The organism is Friedmanniella luteola, from assembly GCF_900105065.1.
Classification (GTDB): domain Bacteria; phylum Actinomycetota; class Actinomycetes; order Propionibacteriales; family Propionibacteriaceae; genus Microlunatus; species Microlunatus luteolus.
Genome location: NZ_LT629749.1, coordinates 2,665,737 through 2,689,887, shown reverse-complemented (window position 1 = coordinate 2,689,887; position 24,151 = coordinate 2,665,737). Strand labels below are relative to the sequence as shown.

Sequence of the window (24,151 nt, the reverse complement as noted above, 5' to 3'; positions counted from 1 at the left end):
CCTCCAGGGGAGCGGGGGGCACGGCCGGGCCGAGGGGCCGGTCGGCGGCTCTGAATGTAACCGACCGGGCGGTCCAGCGGGGGTGCTCCGAGCCCGGGTCGGCCCCTGATCTGGAGCCCGGATCAGACGGTGGGACGCAGCCCGTCGGGCAGCACCGCGCCGGGCACGAGCCCGGCCGTCGTCGCGGCGGCGACCGCGTCGGCCAGCACGTCGGGGACCGGACGTCCCGTGCGGCCGGCCAGCTGCTCGACCGCGTCGAACTCGGGGGTGGCCCGGACGACCCGGCCGTCGCGGTGGCCCACCTTGACCGGCACCACGGCGCCCCCGACGGCGACGTCCACCCAGCCGCGGGGCAGCGCGGTCCGCGTCCAGGCCGAGGCCCGGACGCCGAGGGTCGAGGTCTCGGCGAAGACGAGGTCGCGCAGCGCGGCCACCCGGTGCGGGTGGGCCAGCACGGTGAGCGTGTGCGCGGGCCGGCCCTTCTTCATCAGGATCGGCACCAGCCAGGCGTCGAGGGCGCCGCCCGCCAGCAGCCGGTCCAGCACCCCCGGCCACAGCCGCGGGTCGAGGTCGTCGACGTTCGCCTCGAGCACGGTGACGCGGTCCCCACCGCCGTCGGCGGCGGAGGCCGCCGTCGCGGCCACCGTGCCGAGCAGCACCCGCGTCAGGTTCGGCCGGTCGGGGAAGTCCTTGGTGCCCGCGCCGGCGCCCGCGCCGTCGACGACCAGGGCCGGCAGGTCCTCGTCCCGCTCGCTGAGCGCGACCACGAGCGCCATCCCCGTCGGCGTGGCCAGCTCACCGCGGCCCCCGGCCACGACCCGCTTGCCGGTGGAGAGCTGGACGACCGCGGGCACCGGGACGCCGATGTCGCCGTGGGCCGTCCGGATCCGACCCGAGCCGACCGCCACCGGGCCCGCGCTCAGCGTGGCGACGTCGAGCAGCTCGAGGGCGGCGCAGACGCCGACCACGTCGGCGATCGAGTCGAGCGCGCCGACCTCGTGGAAGTGCACGTCCTCGGGGCTGGTGCCGTGCACCCGCGCCTCGGCCTCGGCCAGCCGGCCGAAGGTGGCCAGCACCCGGGCCCGGGTGCGCTCCGCCAGCTCGGCGTCGGTGACCATCGTGCGGATCTCCCGCCAGTGCCGGTGCGGCAGGTCGTCGGTGAGCACCTCCACGTCCACCTTGGTGGCGGACTGGCCGGCCCGCAGCACCCCGCGGGCGACCAGCCGGACGGCGCCGGGCACCACGGCGTCGACGGCGTGCTGGACCTGCGCGAGGTCCGCGCCCGCGTCGACCAGGGCGCCCAGCAGCATGTCGCCCGCGACGCCGGCGGAGGCGTCGACCCAGGCGTGCCGGCCGCTCACGACGCGGCGATCTGGGCGGCCAGGTGCCCGGCGCCGTAGCCGTTGTCGATGTTGACCACCGCCACGCCCGGGGCGCAGGCGTTGAGCATGGTGAGCAGGGGCGCGACGCCCTCGAAGGCGGCGCCGTAGCCGACGGAGGTGGGCAGCGCCACGACGGGTGCGCTCACCAGGCCGGCGACCAGGCCGGGCAGCGCGCCGTCCATGCCGGCGGCCACGACGACCACCCGCGCGCTCCGCAGCAGGTCGAGGTGGCCCAGCACGCGGTGCAGGCCGGCGATGCCGACGTCGACGACCAGCTCGGTCCGCCGGCCCAGGTAGCGGGCGGTCAGCAGGGCCTCCCGGGCGACGGGCAGGTCGGAGGTGCCCGCGGCCACGACGACGACGAGCCCACCGGACGCCGGCGGCGGCTCGGGCGGCCAGGCCAGCAGCCCGGCGTCGGGGTCGTGCACGGCGTCGGGCAGCGCGGTCAGCACCGCCGCGGCGTGCTCGGCTCCGGCGCGGGTGAACAGCGTCACCTGCGCGTGCCGGCGGGCGTCGGCGGCGATCAGGCCGACCTGGGCGGGTGTCTTGCCCGCGCAGTAGACGGCCTCCGGGTAGCCGCGGCGGGCCTGCCGGTCGGTGTCGAGGGTGGCGAACGCGGCCAGCACCTCGGCCGGGGAGCCGCCGGCGGCGGGGGCGGCGGGCGGGGTGGGGGTGGTCTCGGCCATGGTCAGCGGGTCACCAGCGGCAGGGTGAAGGCCCCGGACTGGATCCCGCCGAGGTCCAGGGCGACGAAGCGGAAGCCGGCCGCCCGGACGGCCGCCTGGAGGGCGCTCCGCAGCGGCTCGACGACGGCCCGGGGCAGGTCCTCGGCCAGCAGCTCGACGCGGGCGACGTCACCGTGGTGGCGGACCCGGAGGTCGGTCAGACCCAGGCCCCGCAGCGCGCTCTCGGCCTGGTCGACCTGCCGCAGCTTCTCGGGGGTGACCGGTTCGTGGTGCGGGATGCGGGAGGCCAGGCACGGCGCCGCCGGCTTGTCGGCGACGGCCAGGTCCAGGCCGCGGGCGAGCCGGCGGACGTCGGCCTTGGTCAGCCCCAGGTCGGCGAGGGGCCGGAGGACGGCGTGGGTGGTGGCGGCCTGCGAGCCGGGCCGGTCGGGGCGACGGGCGTCGTCGGCGTTCTCGCCGTAGGCCACCGCGTCGAGCCGGTGCGCGGCCACCACCTCGTCGTCGATCCGGGTGAACAGCTCGTCCTTGCAGAAGAAGCAGCGGTCGGGGCCGTTGGCCTGGTACTCCGGCCGCTCGCCCTCGTGGGTGGTCACCTCGACGACGCCGACGCCGATCTCGCGGGCCACCTCGTGGGCGGCCACCCGCTCGTCGACGGCGAGGCTGGGGGAGACCCCGAGCAGCGCGACGACCCCGTCGGCGCCCAGCACGCGGACGGCGAGGGCCAGGAGCAGGGAGGAGTCGACGCCGCCGGAGAAGGCGACGCCCAGCCGCCGGACGCCGGCCAGCCGACCCCGCAGGTCCTCGAGCACGGTGGCGAGCTCGTCGGGGGTGGCGGCGCGGACGGCGGCGTCCCCGGCAGCGGGGGCCGCGAGGTGCCCGGGGGCGGCGGTGCGGGTGGCGGTCACGGGACCCACGCTAGCCGCGGTCGGCCGGAGCCCTGGCCCCTGCCCGGGCCGGAGCCGGCGCTCAGCGCCCGGGCGGCGCGATCTCGCCCGAGCCGCGGACGACGAGGGCGGCGGGGACGACCACCGTCTCCTCCGGTCCGCTGCTGCCGCCCAGCCGGTCGAACAGCCGCTCGGCGGCCAGGGTGCCGATCCGCGCCGGGTCCTGGGCCATCACGGTCACGCCGGGTTCCAGCAGGTCGGCCAGCAGCAGGTCGTCGAAGCCGACCAGCGCCACCTCGTGCTGGCGGCCGGTGCCGTGCAGGGCGCGCAGGGCGCCGATCGTCACCAGGTTCTGGGCGGTGAAGAGGGCGGTCGGCGGCTCGGCCAGGTCCAGCAGCGCCCGCACGGCGGCCTCGGCCTCGGCCTCGGAGCGCAGGTCGTCGACGTGGTGGGCGACGACGTCGGGCCCGGCCGCCTCCACGGCGGCGGTGAACCCCTGCCGCCGGTCCCGCGCGGTCGAGATGGTCAGCTCGTCGCCGACGTGGGCGACCCGCCGGTGCCCGGCGGCCAGCAGGTGCTCCGTCGCGGTGCGCGCCGCCGCGTGGTTGTCGGTGACGACGGCGTCGGCCAGCAGCCCGATCGGCGGCCGGTCGAGGAAGACGAGCGGCGTGCCCTGCTCGCGCTCGGCCTGGAGGTAGCCGTGGTCCTGCCCGATCATGGTCAGCAGCAGCCCGTCGACCCGACGGCGGGTGAAGACGTCGACCAGCGAGCGCTCGCGCTCGGGGTCGTCGTCGGAACTGGCCGCGAAGACCGCCGTGCCGTGCCGGGAGGCGACGGCCTCGACGGCCCGGTTGATGGTGGCGGAGAAGGGGTTGTCGACGGCGTCGAGGAGCAGGCCGAGCGTCCGCGTCTTGTGGTCGGCGCGGCGGAGCGCCCCCGCCCCCTGGTGCGGCTGGAAGTTCAGCGCCACCACCGCGGACTGCACCCGTTGACGCATCCCGGGCGATACGTTGGCCTCGTCATTGATCACCCGGGAGACGGTCTTGATGCCGACGCCCGCGAGGGCCGCCACATCGCGGATCGTCGCTCGCGTCCGGTGGGCACGGATCGGAACTGACACCGGTGTCTCCCTTCGTGTCCAGCGACTATAGCGAGCAGGACACGATCCGCCCACAAGGCTTGACGGTTTGACCGGAATCGTCTAGAAACAGTCCATGACACCGTTGTCATGTTGAGAACGGTGCAGCCTGAGGCCGCCGGCTCCAGGTGTCCCTGTGTGACCCGATGGAGAGGCATGCATGAAGCACTCGACCCGAAACCCGCGGCTGGTGGCCGGTCTGGCCATCGCCGCCGCCGTCACCCTCACCCTGACCGCCTGCGGTGGGGACACGGCTGAGCCCGGCGGCTCCGCCAGCGGCGGCGGCGAGGAGCTCGCCGTCACCCTGATCACCAAGACCGCCACCAACCCGTTCTTCATCGCCATGCAGCAGGGCGCGGAGGAGGCGGGCAAGGCCAACAACGTCACCATCACCACCGCCGCCGGCAAGGAGGACGGTGACGAGGCCACCCAGATCCAGGCCATCGAGGCCGCCATGGCCCGCGGGGACGACGGCATCCTGATCACCCCCGCGACCGACGGCGTCAACCCCGCCATCCAGCAGGCGCGCGACGCGGGCCTCTACGTCATCGCACTGGACACGCCGCCCAACCCGCCGGACGTCGCCGACATCACCTTCGCCACCGACAACTTCAAGGCCGGTGAGCTGATCGGCCAGTGGGCCGCGGCCTCGCTGGACGGCAAGAAGGCCAACATCGCCATGCTCGACCTCTTCAACGACAAGATCGCGAGCGTCGACTACAACCGCGACCAGGGCTTCCTGACGGGCATGGGCATCGACGTCAAGGACAAGGAGAAGAACGGCGACGAGGACAAGACCGGCAGCTACACCGGGGGCAAGGGCGGGGAGTACCAGATCTTCTGCAACGAGCCCACCAACGGCGCCCAGGACAAGGGGCGGACGGCGATGGAGACGTGCCTGAACCAGTCCAAGGACATCAACGTCGTCTACACGATCAACGAGCCGGCCGCCGTTGGCGCCTCCGAGGCCCTCGACGCCGCCGGGCTCGAGGACGTCACGATCGTGTCGGTCGACGGCGGGTGCAGCCCCGGCCTGGAGGCGGTCAAGAGCGGCGTGATCGCGGCGACCTCCCAGCAGTACCCGGTCAAGATGGCGCAGCTCGGCGTCGAGGCGATCGCCAAGTTCAAGGCGACCGGTGAGAAGCCGGCCGTGACGCCGGGTCTCGGCTTCTTCGACACGGGCGTGGCCCTGGTCACCGACAAGCCCATGGACGGCGTCGAGAGCATTGACGTCGCCGCCGGCGAAGCGGTCTGCTGGGGCAAGTAGCCCGTCCCCGGCCCGGTCGGTCCCGCTGCGGCGAGCCGGCCGGGCACCGTCCCCGACTCTCACCCCGGCAAGGAAGCCATCATGAGCGTAGACACCCAAGCGCCGGCGACTGCGGCTGAGCAGTTCGCCCTCCGGCGGCAGTCGCCCCTGCAACGCATCCAGCACCAGCTGCACGCCCGCCCCGCGCTGAGCCCGCTCATGGTGCTGGTCATCGCGTGCATCGTCTTCACGATCATCAACCCGCGGTTCGCCCAGCCCGGCACGATCTCCATCGTGCTGCAGCAGACGGCGGTCATCGCCGCGCTGGCCATCGGCCAGACCCTCGTCATCCTCACCGCGGGCATCGACCTCGCGGTGGGCGCCATCTCCATCCTGGCCATGCTGCTGATGGCGAACCTGTCCGCCAACAACGGCGTCCCGGGCGTCCTGGCGCTGCTGATCGGCATCCTGTTCGGGACCGCGTGCGGGTTCTTCAACGGGTTCCTGGTCACCCGGCTCAACCTGCCGCCGTTCATCGTCACCCTCGGCACCCTGAGCATCTTCACCGCGATCGGCCTGCTCTACTCCGGCGGCGCGAGCGTCGGCAAGGCGAAGATGCCGCCCATCCTCAACGTGATGGGGACCCGGTTCGCCATCGGGCCGTTCAACCTCACCCTCGGGGTGCTGGTGGTCATCCTGCTCGCCGCGGTCGTCGCCTTCGCGCTCAGCCAGACCGCGTGGGGCCGGCACGTCTACGCCGTGGGCGACGACATCGACGCGGCCCGGCTGGTCGGCATCCGCGTCGACCGGGTGCTGCTGAGCGTCTACACCGTGGCCGGGCTGATCTACGGCTTCACCGCCTGGGTCCTGATCGGCCGTGCCGGCACCGCGAGCCCCAACGCCATCGTCGGGGCCAACCTGGAGACCATCACCGCCGTCGTGATCGGCGGCACCAGCCTCTTCGGCGGGCGCGGCGGCATCCTCGGCACCATCCTCGGCGCCCTGATCGTCTACGCGTTCAACACCGGCCTGGCGCTGGCGAACGTGGACGACCAGCTGCGCATCCTGACGATCGGTGTCCTCATCATCGTCGCCGTCTCGGTCGACCAGTGGATCAGAAAGGTCAAGGGGTAGACATGTCCTCTCCCACCGACGAGAAGTACCGCGGACCGGCCGGCGACCTGGCGGACCCCAGCACCACCGTGCTGTCCGCCCGGAAGCTGATCAAGACCTTCGGCCGGGTGATCGGCCTCGACGGGGTCGACGTCGACCTGTTCCCCGGCGAGGTGCTGGCGATCATCGGCGACAACGGCGCCGGCAAGTCGACGCTGATCAAGGCCATGACGGGCGCGCTCATCCCCGACTCGGGCCAGGTCTTCGTCGACGGCCAGGAGGTGAGCTTCCGCTCGCCCCAGGACGCCCGGTCCGCCGGCATCGAGACGGTCTACCAGACGCTGGCGGTCGCGCCCGCCCTGGACATCTCGGCCAACATGTTCCTCGGCCGGGAGCGCCGGCGGCCCGGCGTGCTCGGGTCGGTGTTCCGGATGCTCGACAAGAAGGGCATGAAGGCCGACGCCGGCACGTCGATGGCCAACCTGGGCATCGCGACCGTGCAGAACATGGACCAGGCCGTCGAGACCCTGTCCGGCGGGCAGCGCCAGGCGGTCGCCGTCGCCCGGGCCGCCACCTTCGCCACCAAGTTCGTCGTCCTCGACGAGCCGACCGCGGCGCTGGGGGTCAAGGAGACCCGGCAGGTGCTCAACCTGATCAACCAGATCAAGGAGAAGGGCCTGCCGGTGATCTTGATCAGCCACAACATGCCCAACGTGTTCGAGGTGGCCGACCGGATCCACATCGCCCGGCTGGGCGGGGTGGCCGGCGTGATCACCCCGCAGTCGCACACCCCGACCGAGGCCGTGGCGATCATGACCGGCGCCACCACCCTCGAGCGCGGCTGACCCCGACCCGCGCGCTGAGCTCGTCGCAGGGACCTCGACGAGCTCAGGGCGCGGGCGGTCCGGCTCCCACCGCCGCGCGACCGGTCGTCGTCAGTGCAGGCGGGCCGGGTCGTACCCGGTCAGCGGGAAGCCGCGGATCCCCCGCCAGGCCAGCCGGCTGACCAGCGAGGTGGCCTCCTCGACGGGGATGGTCATCCCGCTGGAGACCCAGTAGCGCGCACTGACCTGGGCGTTGCCCACCAGGGAGATGGCCAGCAGCTTCGACTGCTCCCGCGGCAACGCGGTGTCGGACTCGATCACCTCGGCGATCAGGTCGGCGATCTCCTCGTTGACCTGCCACAGCCGTTTCTGCACCGACGCGTCGCCGGTGAGGTCGGACTCGAAGACGAAGCGGAACTCCCCGCTGGCGCTGGAGACGAAGGCGTAGAACGCGTCGATGGTGGCGACGACCCGGTCGGCGTTGTGGTCGTGGCTGGCCAGCGCGTCGCGGACGACCTCGACGAGGGAGTCGCAGCTGGCGTCGAGCAGGGCCAGGTAGAGGTCCAGCTTGGACGGGAAGTGCTGGTACAGCACGGGTTTCGAGACGCCGGCGGCCTCGGCGATGTCGTCCATCGCGGCCGCGTGGTAGCCCCGGCTGGTGAAGACCTCGTTGGCGGCCTCCAGCAGCGAGGCGCGCCGCTGGTCGCGGGGCATCCGGGTCGCCCGGGTGCCGGCCTGCGAAGTCACGTCCGTCACCCTACTGGGGCGCTCGGCAGCGGTGGACGGTCCTCGTCCAGCAGGTCCGCGGCCAGGTCGCCGTGCTCCTCGAGGCGGGCCAGGACGTCCTCGGGGGAGAAGCGGAGGTCCTCGGGCGCGCTGACCGCGCCCACCTCCTCCCAGGTGACGGGGGTGGCGACCGAGGGCCGTTCCCGCCCGCGGAGGCTGTAGGGCGCGATGGTGTTCCGGGCGGCGAGGTTCTGGTTGTGGTCGACGTAGATGCGCCCGCGACGCTGCTCGACCGACATCGCGGCGACGAAGAGGTCCGGGTGGCTGCGGGCCATCGTCGCGTTCAGGCGCCTGGTGTAGGCCCAGGCGTCCCTGCTGCGGCACGGGGCGATCGCCGCGTAGACCTGGATCCCCTTGCTGCCCGAGCTCTGCGGGACGGGCACCAGCCCGTCGGCCGCCATCACCCCGGCCACGAGCAGGGCGGCGCGCGCCGTCTCGACGATGCTCATGCCCGCTCCCGGGTCGAGGTCGACGACGACCCGGTCGGCCAGCGGCTCCCCGGGCCGGGGCTCCTCCGCGGGGAGGTCCAGCACGCCGTCCGCGCCCGCGGTGCCGGAGGAGATCGTCCACTGCGGCGTGTGCAGCTCCAGGGCGGCCAGGTTGGCCAGCCAGACCAGCGTGGCCGGCTCGTCGACGACGACGTAGTCGATGACCCCGTCGCTGGTCCCCACCCGCTGGCGCGGCACCCACGGCGGGGTGCCGGCCGGGGCGTTCTTCTCGTAGAACGCGCCACCCGGGGGCGGGGTGCTGCCGCCGCGCTCCTCGCGGGGCTCGTCGTAGCGAACGCCGTCGGGGTACCGCAGCCGCGTCATCGCCCGGTCGCGGACGTGGGGGAGGATCGTCGGCGCCACCTGGAGGTAGTAGCTGACGACCTCGGCCTTGGTGTAGCCGGTGGCGGGGTAGAGCACCTTGTCCAGGTTGGTGAGGCCGAGCACCCGGCCGTCGACCTCGGTGGTGACGTCCCGTGCCGGTTGCTCCGCCTGGGCCATGGCCGCAGTCTGGCATCCCCTACCGTGACGGCGTGGACCTCCCGCTGCCGGCCCCGTTGCTCGAGCACGGCTACCGCGGCGAGGACTGGGGCCGCTGGCTGGCGGCGCTGCCGCGGCTGGAGCGGGACGTGCTGGACCGCTGGCAGCTGGTGGTCGACGGTCCGGCCCGGGCCGGGGTCAGCGCCCTCGTGCTCCCGGTGCGGACCGCCGAGGGCGAGCCGGCCGCGCTCCGGCTGGGCTGGCCGCACCCCGACCAGGAGCACCTGCACCTGGCGCTGCGGGCGTGGGCGGGGGACGCCGCGGTGACCCTGCTGCGGGCCGACCCGCGCCGCGGGGTGCTGCTGCTGGAGCGGGCCGACGCGTCGCGCGACCTCGAGAGCGCGGACGTGCTGGAGGCCTGCGCGGTGATCGCCGGCCTGTACGGCCGGCTGCACCGACCGCCGCTGCCCCAGCTGGACCGGCTCTCCGACGTGGCCCGGCGCTGGTCGGGGGAGCTGACCGCGCTCGACGCCGCCGGCGTCGCCCCCCGCCGCTTCGTGGACCAGGCGGCCGGGCTCGCCCGCGAGCTGGCGACCGACCCCGGGACCGACCGCGCGCTGCTGCACGGCGACCTGCACTACGGGAACGTGCTGGCCGGGCTCGGGGAGCGCGAGGGGGAGTGGCTGGCCATCGACGGCGCGCCGCTCGCCGGGGACCCGGCCTTCGAGGTGGCGCCGCTGCTCAGCAACCGCTGGCCCGAGGCGGTGGCGTCGCACGACCTGCGGGGTGCGCTGGTGGCGCGTCTCGAGACCGTGGTCGACGCCGCCGGGCTGGACGAGGACCGCGTCCGGGGCTGGGTGGTGGTGCGCTCGATGATGGAGTTCGTGTGGGGGCTGGGCGACGGCCGCCTGGACCGCGACGAGGTCACCCGGGCCCTCACCATCGTCAAGGCCGTCCAGCGGTGAGGCTGCCGCGGGCCGGGACGCGCGTCCACGGCTCGGAATAGCCGGCCGCGGTGAGACGTTCGAGGAGAGGATCACGCGTCATCCGTGACGCCCTGACGACCGAGGAGAGACGACCGTGGCCCTGCCGCCGTTGGTGGAACCCGCTGCTGAGCTGAGCATCGACGAGGTGCGCCGCTACAGCCGCCACCTGATCATCCCGGACGTCGGCATGGACGGCCAGAAGCGCTTCAAGAACGCCAAGGTGCTGGTGATCGGCGCCGGCGGCCTGGGCAGCCCCGCGCTGCTCTACCTGGCCGCCGCCGGGGTCGGGACGCTCGGCATCGTCGAGTTCGACACCGTCGACGAGTCGAACCTGCAGCGCCAGATCATCCACGGCCAGTCCGACATCGGGAAGTCCAAGGCGCAGTCGGCCAAGGAGTCGATCGCCGAGACCAACCCGTTCGTCGAGGTGGTGGTGCACGACGTCCGGCTGGACAACGACAACGTCTTCGAGATCTTCGCCCAGTACGACCTGATCGTGGACGGCACGGACAACTTCGCGACGCGCTACCTGGTCAACGACGCCGCCGTGCTGCTGCACAAGCCGTACGTCTGGGGCTCGATCTTCCGCTTCGACGGCCAGGTCAGCGTCTTCTGGGCCGACCAGGGACCCTGCTACCGGTGCCTCTACCCGGAGCCCCCGCCCCCCGGGATGGTGCCCAGCTGCGCGGAGGGCGGCGTGCTCGGCGTGCTGTGCGCCTCGATCGGCGCCACCCAGGTCACCGAGGCGCTGAAGCTGCTCGCCGGCATCGGCGACCCGCTGGTCGGCCGGCTGCAGATCTATGACGCGCTCGAGATGAGCTGGCAGCAGCTGAAGATCCGCAAGGACCCGAACTGCGCCGTCTGCGGTGAGAACCCGACGGTCACCGAGCTGATCGACTACGACGCCTTCTGCGGCGCGATCACCGAGGAGGCCGCCGAGGCCGTCGCCGGGCACACCGTCGGCGTCCAGCAGCTCGAGGACTGGCTGAACGCCCGCGAGCAGGGCGAGAAGGACTTCGTCCTGATCGACGTCCGGGAGAAGGTCGAGCGGGACATCAACCAGATCCCCGGCTCGGTGCTGATCCCCAAGGGCGACTTCCAGACCGGCGAGGCCCTGGCGCAGCTCCCGCAGGACAAGCAGGTGGTCCTGTACTGCAAGACCGGCATCCGTTCCGCGGAGGTGCTCGCCATCGTCCGCGGCGCCGGCCTCGACAACGCCGTCCACGTCGGCGGCGGCGTGAGCGCCTGGGTCACCCAGATCGACACCACCCAACCTGCCTACTGACGGTCGAGGGCTGTCCTCGCTCGCCACGAGCACGAAGCCCCTCACACCACCGGTGTGAGGGGCTTCATGGTTCCTGCAACTACTCCTGCTGCTGCGGGTGACAGGCGCTCAAATGGCGTGGACCTGGTCAGCCTGCGGGCCCTTGGGGCCCTGCGTGGTCTGGAACTCGACGCGCTGACCTTCGTCGAGGGTCCGGAAACCCGTCGACTCGATCGCGCTGTAGTGGACGAAAACGTCCGGACCGCCGCCGTCCACGGCGATGAAGCCGTAGCCCTTCTCGGCATTGAACCACTTGACGGTTCCCTGCGCCATGTCATTCTCCCTATGATCTGGCATTCGAGGCCGCACCTCACGACCCCGACTGCTGTCGGGCACCAGGGAATGACTGACGCCCACGCAATAGTTCTGGGGGCGTAGCACGTACCACGACACAGACCACTTGCAACAGCGGGATCAGCCTGTCACACAACGCGGCGGCTTGGGAACCCCTCGGAGAACCCGATCACGCGACGTCCGGCGGCGGCCCGGGTCGGTGTCCGGCGGGTGGCTGCCGGGCCTCGACCAGCACCACGCGGCGGCCCCGCAACGGGGCCCCCTCCGCGGCCAGCCGGCGCAGCGCCTCCTGCTCGAGGCCGCGGGCCGGAGAGCCGTCCGCGCGCACCACCCGCCACCACGGGACGCCCCCGCCCCAGGTCGCCATCACGTGCCCGACCTGCCGCGGCCCGCCGCGGCCGACCGCCTCGGCGAGGTCGCCGTAGGTGGTCACCCGGCCGGCCGGGACCTGCTCCACGAGCCGCAGCACGGCCTCGACGTAGGCCTCGGGGTCCGCGGCTCCGGGCTCGAACGGCTCCCCGGTCACCAGCCGTTGCTGCCCGGGCCGCCCTTGAACGGTCCCACCACGCCCGCGGTGATCCAGCCGCCGTAGAAGCCGCCCGGCTGCGGCTCGACCCGCTCCCCGTCGACGAGGCAGAAGTCCATCATCCCGGGGTACAGCGCCACGTGCCCGCGCAGGGCGGCGAAGCGCGGGCTGGGCTGCGGGTAGTACCAGGCGGCCTGGGGCCGGACCGTGGTGCCGCCGACCACGTCGAGGTAGGACGCCTGACCCTTCCACTCGCAGAACGAGCCGCCGTGCGCCGGCACCAGCGCACCCTCGCGGAAGGCACTGCGCGGCAGGTAGTACGTCGGCGGGTGGGACGTCTCGAGCACCCGCCAGCTGGTCGAGGTCTCGCAGATCTCCACCCCGCCAAGCACGACCGTGACCAGCTCCTCGCTGGCCACCAGGGCGGGCGGGCGCGGGTAGTCCCACACGGACTCCTGGCCGGGGGCGATGGCGTCGGGGACGGGTCGGGAGGCCATGGGGTGAGCCTAGACGGCCCGACCCGGCGGTCCCCGCGATACTGGGCGGGTGAGCGACCCCCTGCTGCAGCTGCGGCGTGCCGCGGACCGCTTCCGCACCGCGGCGCCGGGGGTCGAGACGGCGCACGTCTTCTCCTTCGGCGCCCACTACGACCCGGACCACGTCGGGCACGGACCGCTGGTGGTGCTGAACGAGGAGTCCCTGCTGGCCGGCCGCGGGTTCGACGACCACCCGCACGCCGACGCCGAGATCCTGACCTGGGTGGCCGAGGGCTCGCTGGTGCACGCCGACTCCGCCGGGCACCGCGGGGTCGTCGTGCCCGGCCTGGCCCAGCGGATGAGCGCCGGGTCCGGGATCGTGCACGCCGAGCGCAACGACGCCCACACCACCGACCCGGACCGCCCACCCGCACCCGCCCGGTTCGTCCAGATGTGGCTGCGGCCCGACGAGCCCGGGCTGCCGCCCTCCTACGGCCAGGGCGAGGTGGACCGGGCCGCGCTGACCGCCGACTGGGTGCCGGTCGCCGCCGGGGGGCACGCCGACGCGGCCGTCACCGTCGCCAGCGCCGGGTCGACGCTGTGGGTGACCGTGCTCGCGCCCGGCACGTCCCGCGTGCTGCCCGCGGGACCGCTCGCCCACCTGTTCGTGCTCCGCGGCTCGCTGGACCTCGAGGTGGTCGGGGCGCTGGAGGCCGGCGACGCACTGCGGGTGAGCGGGGAGGCGGCCCTGCGGGCGACCGCCGTCACCGAGGCCGAGGTGCTCGTCTGGACGTTCGCCCCGTGAGCGAGCCGACGGCGGCCCCCGAGGCGGGGGCCGAGCGGCCGCTGCTCATCCGCGTCTACGGCGCCGACCGGCCGCGGGTGACGGCCGAGCTGCTGCAGCTGCTCGGCGACGCGGGCGCGGTCCTGGAGGACCTGGAGCAGCTCGTCGTCCGCGAGCGGCTGACCCTGGACGTGCTCGTCCGGCTGGCCGGCGCCGACGACCGGCTGCTCCGCGACATCCTCTACTGGGGGTTCACCCGCGACCTGCGGATCGAGTTCGAGCGCGTCGAGGCCCGGTCGCGCCGGGCCCAGCTGGTCCGGCACGCCGTCACCGTCCTCGGCCGCCCGCTGCCGGCGAGCGCGCTGGCCGCCGTCGCCGCGGCCGTCGCGGGCACCGGGGGCAACATCGACCGGGTCGTGCGGCTGGCCACCACGCCGGTGACGGCCTACGACCTCGTCGTCATCGCCGGGGACGTCGAGGCGATGCGCCGGGCGCTGGTCGAGGTCGCCCGCGAGCACGGCATCGACGTGGCCGTGCAGGTCAACGGGCTGGAGCGGCGGGCCAAGCGGCTGGTCGTGATGGACGTCGACTCGACGCTGATCATGGACGAGGTCATCGAGCTGCTGGCCGACGAGGCGGGCCGGCTCGAGGAGGTCGCGGGCATCACCGCCCGGGCGATGGCGGGGGAGCTCGACTTCGAGGGCTCCCTGCGGGAGCGCGTCCGGCTGCTGGCGGGCCTGGACGAGGCCGCCGTCGAGCGGGTGCAGGCGCGGATCCGGCTCACCCCGGGGGCCCGGACCTTCGTCCGCACCCTCAAGCGGCTGGGCTTCACGGTCGGCATCGTCAGCGGCGGCTTCACCCCGTTCACCGACCGGCTCCGCGACGAGCTGGGCCTCGACCACTCCTACGCCAATGGCCTGGCCGTCGTCGACGGCGTGCTGACCGGCGAGGTGGAGGGACCCGTCGTCGACCGGGCGGGCAAGGCGCGGCTGCTCGCCGAGATCGCCGCGGCCGAGGGCGTCCCGCTCTCCCAGACCGTCGCCGTGGGCGACGGCGCCAACGACCTGGACATGCTGGCCGCCGCCGGCCTCGGCATCGCCTTCAACGCCAAGCCGGTGGTCCGCGCCCAGGCCGACACCACCGTCTCCGTGCCCTACCTCGACGCCATCTTGTTCATGCTGGGCATCCGCGGCACCGACGTCGACCGGGGTGCGGAGGCCGCGCCGGCCTGAGACGCCGGGGCCGTCGGGTGCGTCCCGGCCGCTCCTCCGGCTTCGACTTCGTGCCGGTGACCCCGGAGCTGACCGCCGCGACCCTCGGCTTCCTGGCGCTGCCGGCGACCACGGTGGCCGGGACGGCAGCACGTCCTCGACGCGGCCTGGCGGGGTCGGCCGGCGGGGCTGCCGAGTGCTGGATCGGGACAGGGCCCGACCCCGCCGGGCTGTCCCCGCCCAGCACGCGCTGCTCGTCCGGGCGCTGGCTCCGCGGTGTGCTCCACCCCCGCCGCACTCCGTGTCCCGCCCGGCGACGACCGCGGCTTTGTCGGTGGCGTCTGGTCGAATAGGACTCACCGCACCCACGCCGCCCGCCCCCGGGCCCGAACCGCAGGGACGCACCGCACCGCATGTACCGCCTCGTCCGCTCCGCCGCCCCCCTCGCCGCGGGCTCCGCCGCCGCCCCGCCCCGGCTCGACGCCGCGCAGCAGGCCGTCGTCGACCACCCGGGCGGGCCGCTGCTGGTGCTCGCCGGGCCGGGCACCGGCAAGACGACCACCCTGGTCGAGTCGGTGGTAGCCCGGATCGAGCAGCGCGGCGCGACGCCGGACAGCATCCTGGTGCTGACGTTCTCCCGGCGCGCCGCGGCGGACCTGCGCACCCGGATCGCCGCCCGGCTCGGCCGCACCGTCGTGACGCCGATGGCCATGACCTTCCACGCCTTCTGCTACGCCCTGGTCCGGCGCTTCGGCGAGCGGCTGGGCGCCGAGAACGACAGCGGCGCGACGTCCGGCGCCTCGGCACCGGTCCGGCTGCTGACCGGGCCCGAGCAGGACTTCCGGGTGCGGGAGACGCTGCAGGGCAGCCTGGAGACCCACCACGCCGACTGGCCGGAGAGCCTCGCCCGCGCCTTCCCCACCCGCGCCTTCGCCAGCGAGGTGCGGGCCGTCCTCGCCAAGGCCCGCCAGCTGGGCATGGACCCCGACGACGTGATCGCCGCCGGCCGTGCGGCCGGCCGCGCCGAGTGGGTGAGCATCGGGGAGTTCTTCGAGGAGTACCTCGACGTGATGGACGCCGAGGGCGTGCTCGACTACGCCGAGCTGGTGCACCGCAGCCGCATCCTGCTGACCGACCCCGACGTCGTCGCGACGCTGCGGCGCGAGATCGGCTGCGTCTTCGTCGATGAGTACCAGGACACCGACCCGGCCCAGGTGCGGCTGCTGCAGACCATCGCCGGGGCGGGGGCGGACGTGGTGGTGGTCGGGGACCCCGACCAGTCCATCTACGCCTTCCGGGGCGCCGAGGCGCGCGGGATCCTCGACTTCCCCGACCTGTTCCGCACCCGGGACGGCGCCCCGGCGCCGGTGCTGGCCCTGCAGCAGACCCGCCGCTTCGGCCCGGCCCTGCTCGCGGCCAGCCGCAGCGTCGCCTCCCGCCTCGGCATCCCGCGCTCGCTGCCGCCCGAGGTCTACCAGGCCTTCCGGCACCCCACCACCGACCCGACGCGCCCCCGCGGCCGCGTCGAGGTGCTGACCTGCACCAGCGCGGGCGCGGAGGCGGAGCACATCGCCGAGATCCTCCGCGCCGCGCACCTGCGCGACGGCATCGCCTGGGAGGAGATGGCGGTGCTCGTCCGCTCCGGGCGCGCGAGCATCCCGCCGCTGGCCCGGGCGCTCGTCGCCGCCGGCGTGCCCGTCGAGGTGGCGGGCGACGAGATCCCGCTGTCGGCGGACCCGGCGGTCCGCCCGCTGCTGCTGGCGCTCCAGGTGGCGACCCGCAGCCGGGTGCTGGGGCCGGAGGAGGCGCAGCTGCTGCTCACCTCCCCGCTCGGGGGGCTGGACGCCATGGCCACCCGCCGGCTGGGACGCGCGCTGCGGCAGGCGGAGCGGGCCGAGCTGGCCGGGACGGCGCTGCCCCGGCCGTCGGCGGAGCTGCTGGCGCTCGCGCTGCGCCAGCCCGAGCTGCTCGCGGAGTGCGACGGCGGGGCCGACGCGGAGGCGGCGGCCGGCCTGGCCGACCTGCTCGGCCGCTGCGAGCGGGCGGTCACCGGCGGCAGCACCGCCGAGGAGGTGCTCTGGACGCTCTGGTCGCGGACCGGCTGGCCGGCGCGGCTGCGCCGGGAGGCGGCCTACGGCGGCGACACCGGCCGTCGGGCCAACCGCGACCTCGACGCCGTCTGCGCGCTGTTCGACATCGCCGCCCGCAGCGAGGAGGTCGCCGGGCTCCGCGGCGTCACCGGCTTCCTGGCCGAGGTGGAGGGCCAGCAGATCCCGGCCGACACCCTGCGCGAGTCCGAGCTGCGGGGCGGCGGCGTCCGGGTGCTGACCGCGCACCGCTCGAAGGGCCTGGAGTGGGAGCTCGTCGTCGTCGCCGGGGTGCAGGAGGGCACCTGGCCCGACGTCCGCCGACGCGGCTCGCTGCTGGAGGCCGACCGGCTGGGACGGCGCGGCGTCTCCGACGCCGTGCCCACGGCCCAGCGGATCGCCGAGGAGCGCCGGCTGTTCTACGTCGCCTGCACCCGGGCCCGCAGCCGGCTGGTGGTCACCGCCGTCGCCGGCACGGAGGGGGAGGGCGACCAGCCGTCCCGCTTCCTGCCCGAGCTGGGCGTCACCGTCCAGCTGCTGCCCGGCCGCCCCCGCCGGCCGCTCTCGCTGGCCGCACTGGTCGGTGAGCTGCGCCGGGTCAGCGTCGACCCGGAGGCGCCGCCGCCCCTGCGGGAGCAGGCCGCCCTCCGGCTGGCCCGGCTGGCCGACGCCACCGGACCCGACGGTCGCCCCCTGGTGCCCGCCGCGCAGCCGGTCTCCTGGTGGGGGATGCGCGAGCTCAGCGACGCGCCCGGGCCGGTGGTCGCGCCCGACGCCGCCGTCCGGCTGTCCGGCAGCCAGCTGGGCAACGTGCTCGCCTGCCCGCGCCAGTGGTTCCTGGCCCGGCAGGCGCACGGCGAGCCGGTCCGCACCACCGCGGCCAGCTTCGGCTCGCTGGTGCACGTGCTCGCCGAGCACGGCGCGCAGACCGACGACCCGGAGGAGCTGACCGCCCACCTGGACGCCGTCTGGAACCAGCTCGACTTCGACGCCAACTGGCTGTCGGCGGTCGAGCGGGTGGAGGCCGAGTCGGCGCTGGAGCGGTTCGCCGCCTGGCAGGCCGGCCGGCCCGGTCAGCAGCTGCTCGGCACGGAGGTGCCGTTCAGCTGCGACGTCGAGCTCGGCGACGAGCGGGTGCACCTGACCGGGACGGCCGACCGCGTCGAGCGGGACCCTGACGGCCGGGTGCGGATCGTGGACTTCAAGACCTCGCGGGCCGCCCCGGCCGCCGCCGACGTGGCCCTGCAGGACCAGCTGGGGGTCTACCAGCTGGCCGTCCAGGCCGACGCGTTCGCCGAGGTCGCCGGCCCCGGGGCCCGGCCGGCGGGGGCCGAGCTGGTCTACCTGCGGCTCCCCGACGGCACCACCGGCCACCCCAGGGTGTTCCAGCAGGCGTCGCTGGACGACGTGCCGTTCCCGCTCGGGCTGCCCGAGACCGACGACCCGGTCGGCGAGGGCGCCACCCAGCCGACCTGGGTGCACCGGCGGCTCGCCGAGGCGGCGTCGGTGATCCGCTCCGAGCGCTTCGAGGCCCGGATCGGCGCCGCCTGCCGCTACTGCCCCTTCCGTGGCAGCTGCCCCACCCAGTCCGCCGGTCAGCAGGTGGTCGCGTGAGCCTCCACCTGCTGACCCCGCCAGCCCCGACCCGTCGGCTGCGGGACACCGACGACCTCGTCGAAGCCCTCGGCATCGCCTTCTCCGCCCAGCAGCTCGACGCCATCACCGCACCGCTGGAGCCGGGCGTCATCATCGCCGGCGCCGGGTCCGGCAAGACGACGGTGATGGCCGCCCGCGTGGTCTGGCTGGTCGGCACCGGCGCGGTCCGGCCCGAGGAGGTGCTGGGCCTCACCTTCACCCGGAAGGCCGCCGCCGAGCTGTCCGCCCGGGTCCGCGCGGCGCTGCTCAAGGCGGGCGTCGTCTCCGACCGCGGGGTCGACGAGTCGGGCGAGCAGCTGGTGATGACCTACGACGCGTTCGCCGCCCGGCTGGTCTCCGAGCACGGGCTGCGGCTGGGCTACGAGGCCGACCCGACGATGGTCAGCGGGGCCACCCGCTACCGGCTGGCGTCCCGGGTGGTCAAGGCCGCCGCCGGGCCCTTCGAGTTCCTGTCCCGGCTGCGGCCGGCCACGGTGACGGAGCGGGTGCTCAAGCTCGACGCCGAGCTGCAGTCGCACCTGGTGGCCGCGGAGGCGCTGGACGCCCAGGCCCGGGAGATGCTGCTGGGCTGGGAGTCGGCGCCGCCGAACCGCTACGGCAACGTCTACGTCGACGTGAAGAAGGCGGTCATCGCGGCCCAGGAACGGCTGGAGCTGGCCAGCCTGGTGCTGGACTACCAGGAGCTCAAGCGGCGGCTGGGCCTGGTCGAGTTCGCCGACCAGATGGCCATCGCCGCCCGCCTCGCCGAGGAGGTGCCGCAGGTGTCGGCGAGCCTGCGGGCGGCCTTCAGGGTGGTGCTGCTCGACGAGTACCAGGACACGTCCGCCGCCCAGGCGATCACGCTGCGGCACCTGTTCTCGGGGCCGGTTCCCTCGCTCGGCCTGGGGCACCCGGTCACCGCCGTCGGCGACCCCTTCCAGGCCATCTACGGCTGGCGCGGGGCCGCGGCCAGCAACATCCTCGGCTTCGCCGGCGACTTCCCCCGGGCCGACCGCAGTCCCAGCCGCCGGTTCGCCCTCACCGTCAACCGGCGCAGCGGCCAGAGCATCCTCGACGTGGCCAACGAGCTCAGCCGGCCCCTCCGCTCGACGACCCTCCCCGGCGCCAGCGGCGACGCGGCCCAGGACGGGCTGGGGCTGCTGCTGGCGCCCGAGGGCACCCCGCGCGGCACCGTCCGGGCGGCGACCTTCGACACCTGGCCGGAGGAGGTCCGCTGGATCGGTGACCAGATCGTCGCCGCGCACACCGACGGCCGGGCCCCCCACTGGGCCGACATCGCCGTGCTCACCCGCCGCAACGCCGACATCGCCCCGCTCTACGCCGAGCTGAGCGCCCGGGACGTGCCGGTGGAGATCGTCGGCCTGGGCGGGCTGCTGCACCTGCCCGAGGTGGTCGACGTCACGGCGACCCTGCGGCTGGTCAACGACGTCACTGCCAACCCGGACCTGATCCGTCTGCTCGGCGGTCCGCGCTGGCAGATCGGCCCTCGTGACCTCGCCCTGCTGGGCCGTCGGGCCCGGGACCTGGCCCGCGGCGGTGACCTCCACCGGGCCGAGACGGCCGCCGACGCCGGAGCGCCGCCGGACGTCGTCGCCGCCCTGTCCGACGCCGTCGCCGGGGTGGACCCCACCGAGGTGGTCAGCCTCCTCGACGCGCTGGAGAACCCCGGCGACGCGCCGTACTCCGCGGCCGCCCGCGAGCGGTTCGCGCGGCTGGCCGCCGAGCTGGCGTACCTGCGCCGGCACAGCGACGAGCCGCTGCTCGACCTGACGCGGCGGATCATCGTGACGCTCGGGCTCGACGTCGAGCTGGTGGCCACCCGGGAGTTCGAGCAGAGCAACCGGCGTGACCAGCTGGGCACCTTCCTCGACGCCGTGGCCGACTACGTCGACGTCGACGGGGAGGCGTCGCTGTCCGGGCTGCTGGCCTACTTCCAGGCCGAGATCGACCAGGGCGCCGGCCTGGAGCAGGCGGTGCCGTCGGACCGCGAGGCCGTCAAGCTGCTGACGGTGCACAAGGCCAAGGGTCTGGAGTGGGAGGTCGTCTTCCTGCCCGCGCTGATGAAGGGCGTGTTCCCCAGCGACCGGGTGACCGACAACTGGGTGACGAACCCGGCCGTCCTGCCGGCCGACCTGCGCGGGGACGCCGGCTCCATCCCGCAGCTGGACGAGGCCTCGAACGCCGGCCTGGCCACGTACAAGGCCGAGCTGACCCGCCAGCAGCTGCTGGCGGAGGACCGGCTCGCCTACGTGGCGGCCACCCGTGCGCGGCAGCTGCTGGTGGGCACCGGCCACTACTGGCGCGCCGACCTCAGCAAGCCGCGGACGCCGTCGGGGTACCTGCAGGCCCTCCTGGCCGAGGCCGGCCGGCAGGGCGAGGTGGTCGCCGAGGCGGCGCCGTCCGGTCCTGACAACCCCCTGATCACCGCCGCGGCACCGCAGCCCTGGCCGAAGCCCCTGGACCCCGACGCCTGGGCCCGGCGGCAGGCGGCGGCCGGCCAGGTCGAGGCGGCGCGCCGGCGGAACGCCCGGACGGGCAGCTACGAGCCCGCGGGCGGGGCCGAGCAGCTCCTGCTGGACGCGGAGGAGGTGGTGGCCGGCTGGGACTCCGACACCGACAAGCTGCTGGCCGAGCTGGCCGCGGCCCGGTCGGGAGAGCAGCGCGTGCTGCTGCCGGAGAGCCTCTCGGCGACGTCGGTGCTGCGGCTGACCGCCGACCCCGACGGGTACGCCGCCGACCTCGCCCGGCCGATGCCCCGGCCGCCGTCCCGGGCCGCCCGGTTCGGCACCCGCTTCCACTCCTGGGTGGAGCACTACTTCGGTCCCCGGCTGGGCAGCGGCGGCCTGGGGCAGCAGCAGCTGGTCGACCCGGACGACCTGCCGGACCGCGTCGACGGGGGCACCGAGGACGAGACCGAGCTGCGGGAGCTGTGCGAGGCCTTCGTCGCCGGCCGGTTCGGTGCCTCCGCGCCCTACGCCGTCGAGGCCCCGTTCAGCCTGCTGCTGGGCGGCCGGCTGGTCCGGGGCCGGATCGACGCGGTCTACCGGTTGCCGGACGACGATCAGGGCCGCGCCCGCTGGCAGGTGGTGGACTGGAAGACCAGCCGGCTCGACGACGCCGACCCGCTGCAGCTGGCGCTCTACCGGCTGGCCTGGGCCGAGGTCCAGCAGGTGCCGCTCGAGCAGGTCGACGCGGTCTTCTACCACGTCCGGTCCGACCAGCTGGTGCACCCGCGCGGGCTCGGCGACCGCGCGACCCTCGAGGCGTTGCTGCTCGACCGGGCCTGACGGAGGAGGGCGCTGCGGCCCGGCGCAGGCGGGCGGGACGACGGGTGGAGGTCGCTTAGGCTGGGGCGGTGACGACCTGGGTGACGGCGAGCGACCTCGACCGCGTCGACCACCACCGGCGCTCGACCGACTGGGTCAGCGGGCTGTGGCGGGCGCCGGACGCGAAGCTGCTGAAGATCGGGGCGGACGGGAAGTTCACCACCAACCCGGGCGGCACCCGGCTCCGGATGACCAAGCCGTTCGTCGAGTTCGACAGCCAGCGCCACCGCCTGCTCGGCCTGCTCGACGGGGCACCGATCTTCGCCGTCGAGGCACTGACCGAGGGTGAGGTCCACGACCTCCGCGAGGTCGGCGGGGTGCTCGGCGAGGCCGAGCTCGACATCGCCGCCGCGGCGACGGCCGTCGCGAACTGGCACCGGATGGAGTCGCTCTGCCCGCGGTGCGGTGGCCCCACCACGGTCATCAACGGCGGGTTCGCCCGGCACTGCACGTCCTGCGGCGAGGACCACTTCCCGCGCACCGACCCGGCCGTCATCGTGGCCGTGGTGGACGAGGACGACCGGCTGCTGCTCGGCGGGCAGGAGCACTGGGGCAACCGGGTCTCGGTGCTCGCCGGCTTCGTCGAGGCGGGGGAGTCGGCCGAGCAGGCCATCCACCGCGAGATCGCCGAGGAGGTCGACGTCGCCCTCGACGAGCTGCACTACTTCGGCAGCCAGCCCTGGCCCTTCCCGCGCTCGCTGATGCTCGGCTACTTCGCCCGTGCCACCAGCACCGTCATCAACGTCGACACCGACGAGATCAGCCACGCCGCCTGGTACACCCGCGACCAGCTCACCGCCGCCCTGGACGCCGGCGAGCTCGGGCTGCCCGGCGCCAGCTCGATCGCCTCCCGGCTGATCGCCACCTGGCGCGAGGGTCAGGACCCCTTCAGCAAGCGCTGATCTCCGGCGGCGGGGACCACCGGCCGGCCGCTTCACCCGATCGACACCGCGGCGCGACCGGGCCGCAACACACCGGCCCTAGCGTGCTGGTGCTGGCCACCCACGTCCCGGGAGCTCCCATGACCGCCACCGCAGCCCCTTCGCCCGCGGCACCGGCGCCCGCCGCCCACCCCGTCGACCAGGTCCCCCCGCTGCGCCGGCTGGCCCCGCTCGGCCTGCAGCACGTCCTCGCCATGTACGCGGGGGCGGTGGCGGTCCCGCTGATCGTCGGCGGGGCGCTGGTCTCCGCCGGCCGGCTCGACGCCTCCGACATCCCCTACCTGATCAGCGCCGACCTGCTCGTAGCCGGCGTCGCCACGCTCGTCCAGTCGCTCGGCTTCTGGCGCTTCGGCGTCCGGCTGCCGCTGATGCAGGGCTGCACCTTCGCCGCGGTCTCGCCGATGATCGCCATCGGCAGCGAGTACGGCGTGACCGCGATCTACGGCTCGGTAATCGCCAGCGGGATCTTCATGATGCTGCTCGCCCCGGTGTTCGCGAAGCTGCTGCGCTTCTTCCCGCCCCTGGTCACCGGCACCGTCATCCTCGTGATCGGGCTGAGCCTGATGCCCGTCGCGGCCGGCTGGGCGGGCGGCGGCACCGGCACTGAGGACTTCGGGGCGCCCCTGGACCTGGGCTTCGCCGCGTTCACCCTGCTGGTGATCATCCTGATCGAGCGCTTCGCGCCGGCCGCGGTGAAGCGGCTCTCGATCCTCGCCGGGCTGCTGGTCGGCACGGTCGTCGCCCTGCCTTTCGGGCTCGCCGACTTCAGCGCCGTCGCCGACCAGCCCTGGTTCGGGGTCAGCACGCCGTTCCACTTCGGCCTGCCCACCTTCCAGGTGAGCGCCGTCGTCGCCATGTGCGTCGTCGCGCTGGTGATCATGACCGAGACCACCGGCGACATGCTGGCCATCGGGGAGATCGTCGACAAGCCCGTCGCCCCGCGCCAGCTCGCCGACGGCCTCCGCGCGGACGGGCTGTCGACGGTGCTCGGTGGGGTGTTCAACACGTTCCCCTACACCGCCTTCGCGCAGAACGTCGGCCTGGTCTCGATGACCCGGGTGAAGTCGCGGTACGTGGCGACCTTCGCCGGCGGGGTGCTCGTCGTCCTCGGCCTGGTCCCCAAGCTCGGCGGTGTCGTCGAGGGCATCCCGCTGCCCGTGCTCGGCGGCGCCGGCGTCGCCCTGTTCGGCATGGTGGCCGCCAGCGGGGTGCGGACGCTGTCGAAGGTGCGCTTCAACAACACGAACATCCTCGTCGTGGCCGTCGCCGTCGGCATCGGTCTGCTGCCCACGGTGGCACCGACGATCTTCGACCAGTTCCCGACGTGGTTCCAGATCATCTTCCACTCGGGCATCTCGGCCGGCGCCGTCACCGCGATCCTGCTCAACCTGCTGCTCAACTCCGACCGGCTCCAGGTGGAGCTGGCCGGGGACCCCGAGCTGGCGCCGCACGACGCCGTCCGGGGACCGGCCGCCGACCCCTCCGGGCACGCCGAGCGTCCCTGAGCGACGGG

General features: G+C 74.4%; 20 protein-coding genes. 11 read left to right on the top strand and 9 right to left on the bottom strand.

Going from position 1 to position 24,151, the window contains the following annotated elements; translation table 11 throughout:
• Positions 1-122: 122 nt before the first annotated feature.
• The 4 genes from larC to BLT72_RS12640 form a co-directional block, all read right to left on the bottom strand.
• Positions 123-1,361, bottom strand: coding sequence for a nickel pincer cofactor biosynthesis protein LarC (gene larC, locus BLT72_RS12655; protein ID WP_091413217.1), 1,239 nt, complete (start codon positions 1,359-1,361; stop codon positions 123-125).
• A complete protein-coding gene (gene larB, locus BLT72_RS12650) occupies positions 1,358-2,068 on the bottom strand; it encodes a nickel pincer cofactor biosynthesis protein LarB (RefSeq protein WP_091413216.1) in 711 nt (236 codons plus the stop codon). Before larB ends, larC begins: the two co-directional genes overlap by 4 nt.
• A 2-nt stretch (positions 2,069-2,070) precedes the next feature.
• On the bottom strand, positions 2,071-2,973 hold the full coding sequence (larE, locus tag BLT72_RS12645; protein ID WP_231930025.1) for an ATP-dependent sacrificial sulfur transferase LarE: 903 nt from the start codon (positions 2,971-2,973) through the stop codon (positions 2,071-2,073).
• 61 nt (positions 2,974-3,034) lie between these two features.
• Positions 3,035-4,024, bottom strand: a complete 990-nt coding sequence (locus BLT72_RS12640; RefSeq protein ID WP_197677014.1) for a LacI family DNA-binding transcriptional regulator — start codon at positions 4,022-4,024, stop codon at positions 3,035-3,037.
• A 226-nt stretch (positions 4,025-4,250) separates the two neighbouring features.
• Between BLT72_RS12640 and BLT72_RS12635 the strand changes: the two genes are divergently transcribed.
• From BLT72_RS12635 to BLT72_RS12625, 3 genes are all read left to right on the top strand, one after another.
• On the top strand, positions 4,251-5,357 hold the full coding sequence (locus BLT72_RS12635) for a substrate-binding domain-containing protein (protein ID WP_091413215.1): 1,107 nt from the start codon (positions 4,251-4,253) through the stop codon (positions 5,355-5,357).
• Positions 5,358-5,438: 81 nt separating this feature from the next.
• Positions 5,439-6,470 carry an ABC transporter permease gene (locus tag BLT72_RS12630; protein ID WP_091413214.1) on the top strand — a complete coding sequence of 344 codons (1,032 nt, stop codon included), beginning with the start codon at positions 5,439-5,441 and terminating at the stop codon, positions 6,468-6,470.
• Between the two features lie 2 nt (positions 6,471-6,472).
• Positions 6,473-7,294, top strand: coding sequence for an ATP-binding cassette domain-containing protein (locus BLT72_RS12625; RefSeq protein ID WP_091413213.1), 822 nt, complete (start codon positions 6,473-6,475; stop codon positions 7,292-7,294).
• 90 nt (positions 7,295-7,384) lie between these two features.
• On the opposite strand, the gene BLT72_RS12620 is transcribed toward BLT72_RS12625, so the two are convergent.
• The gene (locus BLT72_RS12620; RefSeq protein ID WP_231930024.1) at positions 7,385-8,020 is read right to left on the bottom strand and encodes a TetR/AcrR family transcriptional regulator; all 636 of its coding nucleotides are present in this window, start codon (positions 8,018-8,020) and stop codon (positions 7,385-7,387) included.
• A gap of 5 nt (positions 8,021-8,025) precedes the next feature.
• A complete protein-coding gene (gene ligD, locus BLT72_RS12615; RefSeq protein WP_091413212.1) occupies positions 8,026-9,048 on the bottom strand; it encodes a non-homologous end-joining DNA ligase in 1,023 nt (340 codons plus the stop codon).
• 32 nt (positions 9,049-9,080) lie between these two features.
• Here ligD and BLT72_RS12610 point away from each other — a divergent pair, with 32 nt between their 5' ends.
• Positions 9,081-9,992 (top strand): aminoglycoside phosphotransferase family protein, encoded by a 912-nt coding sequence (locus BLT72_RS12610; protein WP_091413211.1) that lies wholly within the window; start codon positions 9,081-9,083, stop codon positions 9,990-9,992.
• Positions 9,993-10,107: 115 nt separating this feature from the next.
• On the top strand, positions 10,108-11,298 hold the full coding sequence (moeZ, locus tag BLT72_RS12605) for an adenylyltransferase/sulfurtransferase MoeZ (RefSeq protein WP_091413210.1): 1,191 nt from the start codon (positions 10,108-10,110) through the stop codon (positions 11,296-11,298).
• A gap of 108 nt (positions 11,299-11,406) precedes the next feature.
• Here the strand turns inward: moeZ and BLT72_RS12600 are convergent, their stop codons facing one another.
• The 3 genes from BLT72_RS12600 to BLT72_RS12590 form a co-directional block, all read right to left on the bottom strand.
• A complete protein-coding gene (locus tag BLT72_RS12600) occupies positions 11,407-11,610 on the bottom strand; it encodes a cold-shock protein (RefSeq protein ID WP_091413209.1) in 204 nt (67 codons plus the stop codon).
• A gap of 190 nt (positions 11,611-11,800) precedes the next feature.
• Positions 11,801-12,157 (bottom strand): MGMT family protein, encoded by a 357-nt coding sequence (locus tag BLT72_RS12595; protein ID WP_091413208.1) that lies wholly within the window; start codon positions 12,155-12,157, stop codon positions 11,801-11,803.
• Positions 12,154-12,654, bottom strand: a complete 501-nt coding sequence (locus tag BLT72_RS12590; protein WP_091413207.1) for a DUF427 domain-containing protein — start codon at positions 12,652-12,654, stop codon at positions 12,154-12,156. The genes BLT72_RS12595 and BLT72_RS12590 overlap by 4 nt, the downstream gene beginning before the upstream one ends.
• Before the next feature lie 49 nt (positions 12,655-12,703).
• Here BLT72_RS12590 and BLT72_RS12585 point away from each other — a divergent pair, with 49 nt between their 5' ends.
• From BLT72_RS12585 to BLT72_RS12560, 6 genes are all read left to right on the top strand, one after another.
• Entirely contained in the window at positions 12,704-13,438 is a 735-nt protein-coding gene (locus BLT72_RS12585; RefSeq protein WP_091413206.1) for a pirin family protein, read from the top strand.
• The gene (gene serB / locus BLT72_RS12580) at positions 13,435-14,649 is read left to right on the top strand and encodes a phosphoserine phosphatase SerB (RefSeq protein WP_091413205.1); all 1,215 of its coding nucleotides are present in this window, start codon (positions 13,435-13,437) and stop codon (positions 14,647-14,649) included. The genes BLT72_RS12585 and serB overlap by 4 nt, the downstream gene beginning before the upstream one ends.
• Positions 14,650-15,041: 392 nt before the next feature.
• Positions 15,042-18,329: an ATP-dependent helicase gene (locus BLT72_RS12575; RefSeq protein WP_091413204.1), complete on the top strand. Its 3,288-nt coding sequence runs from the start codon at positions 15,042-15,044 to the stop codon at positions 18,327-18,329.
• Entirely contained in the window at positions 18,326-21,658 is a 3,333-nt protein-coding gene (locus BLT72_RS12570) for an ATP-dependent helicase (protein WP_231930022.1), read from the top strand. The genes BLT72_RS12575 and BLT72_RS12570 overlap by 4 nt, the downstream gene beginning before the upstream one ends.
• 68 nt (positions 21,659-21,726) lie before the next feature.
• A complete protein-coding gene (nudC, locus tag BLT72_RS12565) occupies positions 21,727-22,599 on the top strand; it encodes an NAD(+) diphosphatase (protein WP_091413203.1) in 873 nt (290 codons plus the stop codon).
• Between the two features lie 119 nt (positions 22,600-22,718).
• Positions 22,719-24,143, top strand: a complete 1,425-nt coding sequence (locus BLT72_RS12560; protein WP_091417338.1) for a nucleobase:cation symporter-2 family protein — start codon at positions 22,719-22,721, stop codon at positions 24,141-24,143.
• Positions 24,144-24,151: the final 8 nt, after the last annotated feature.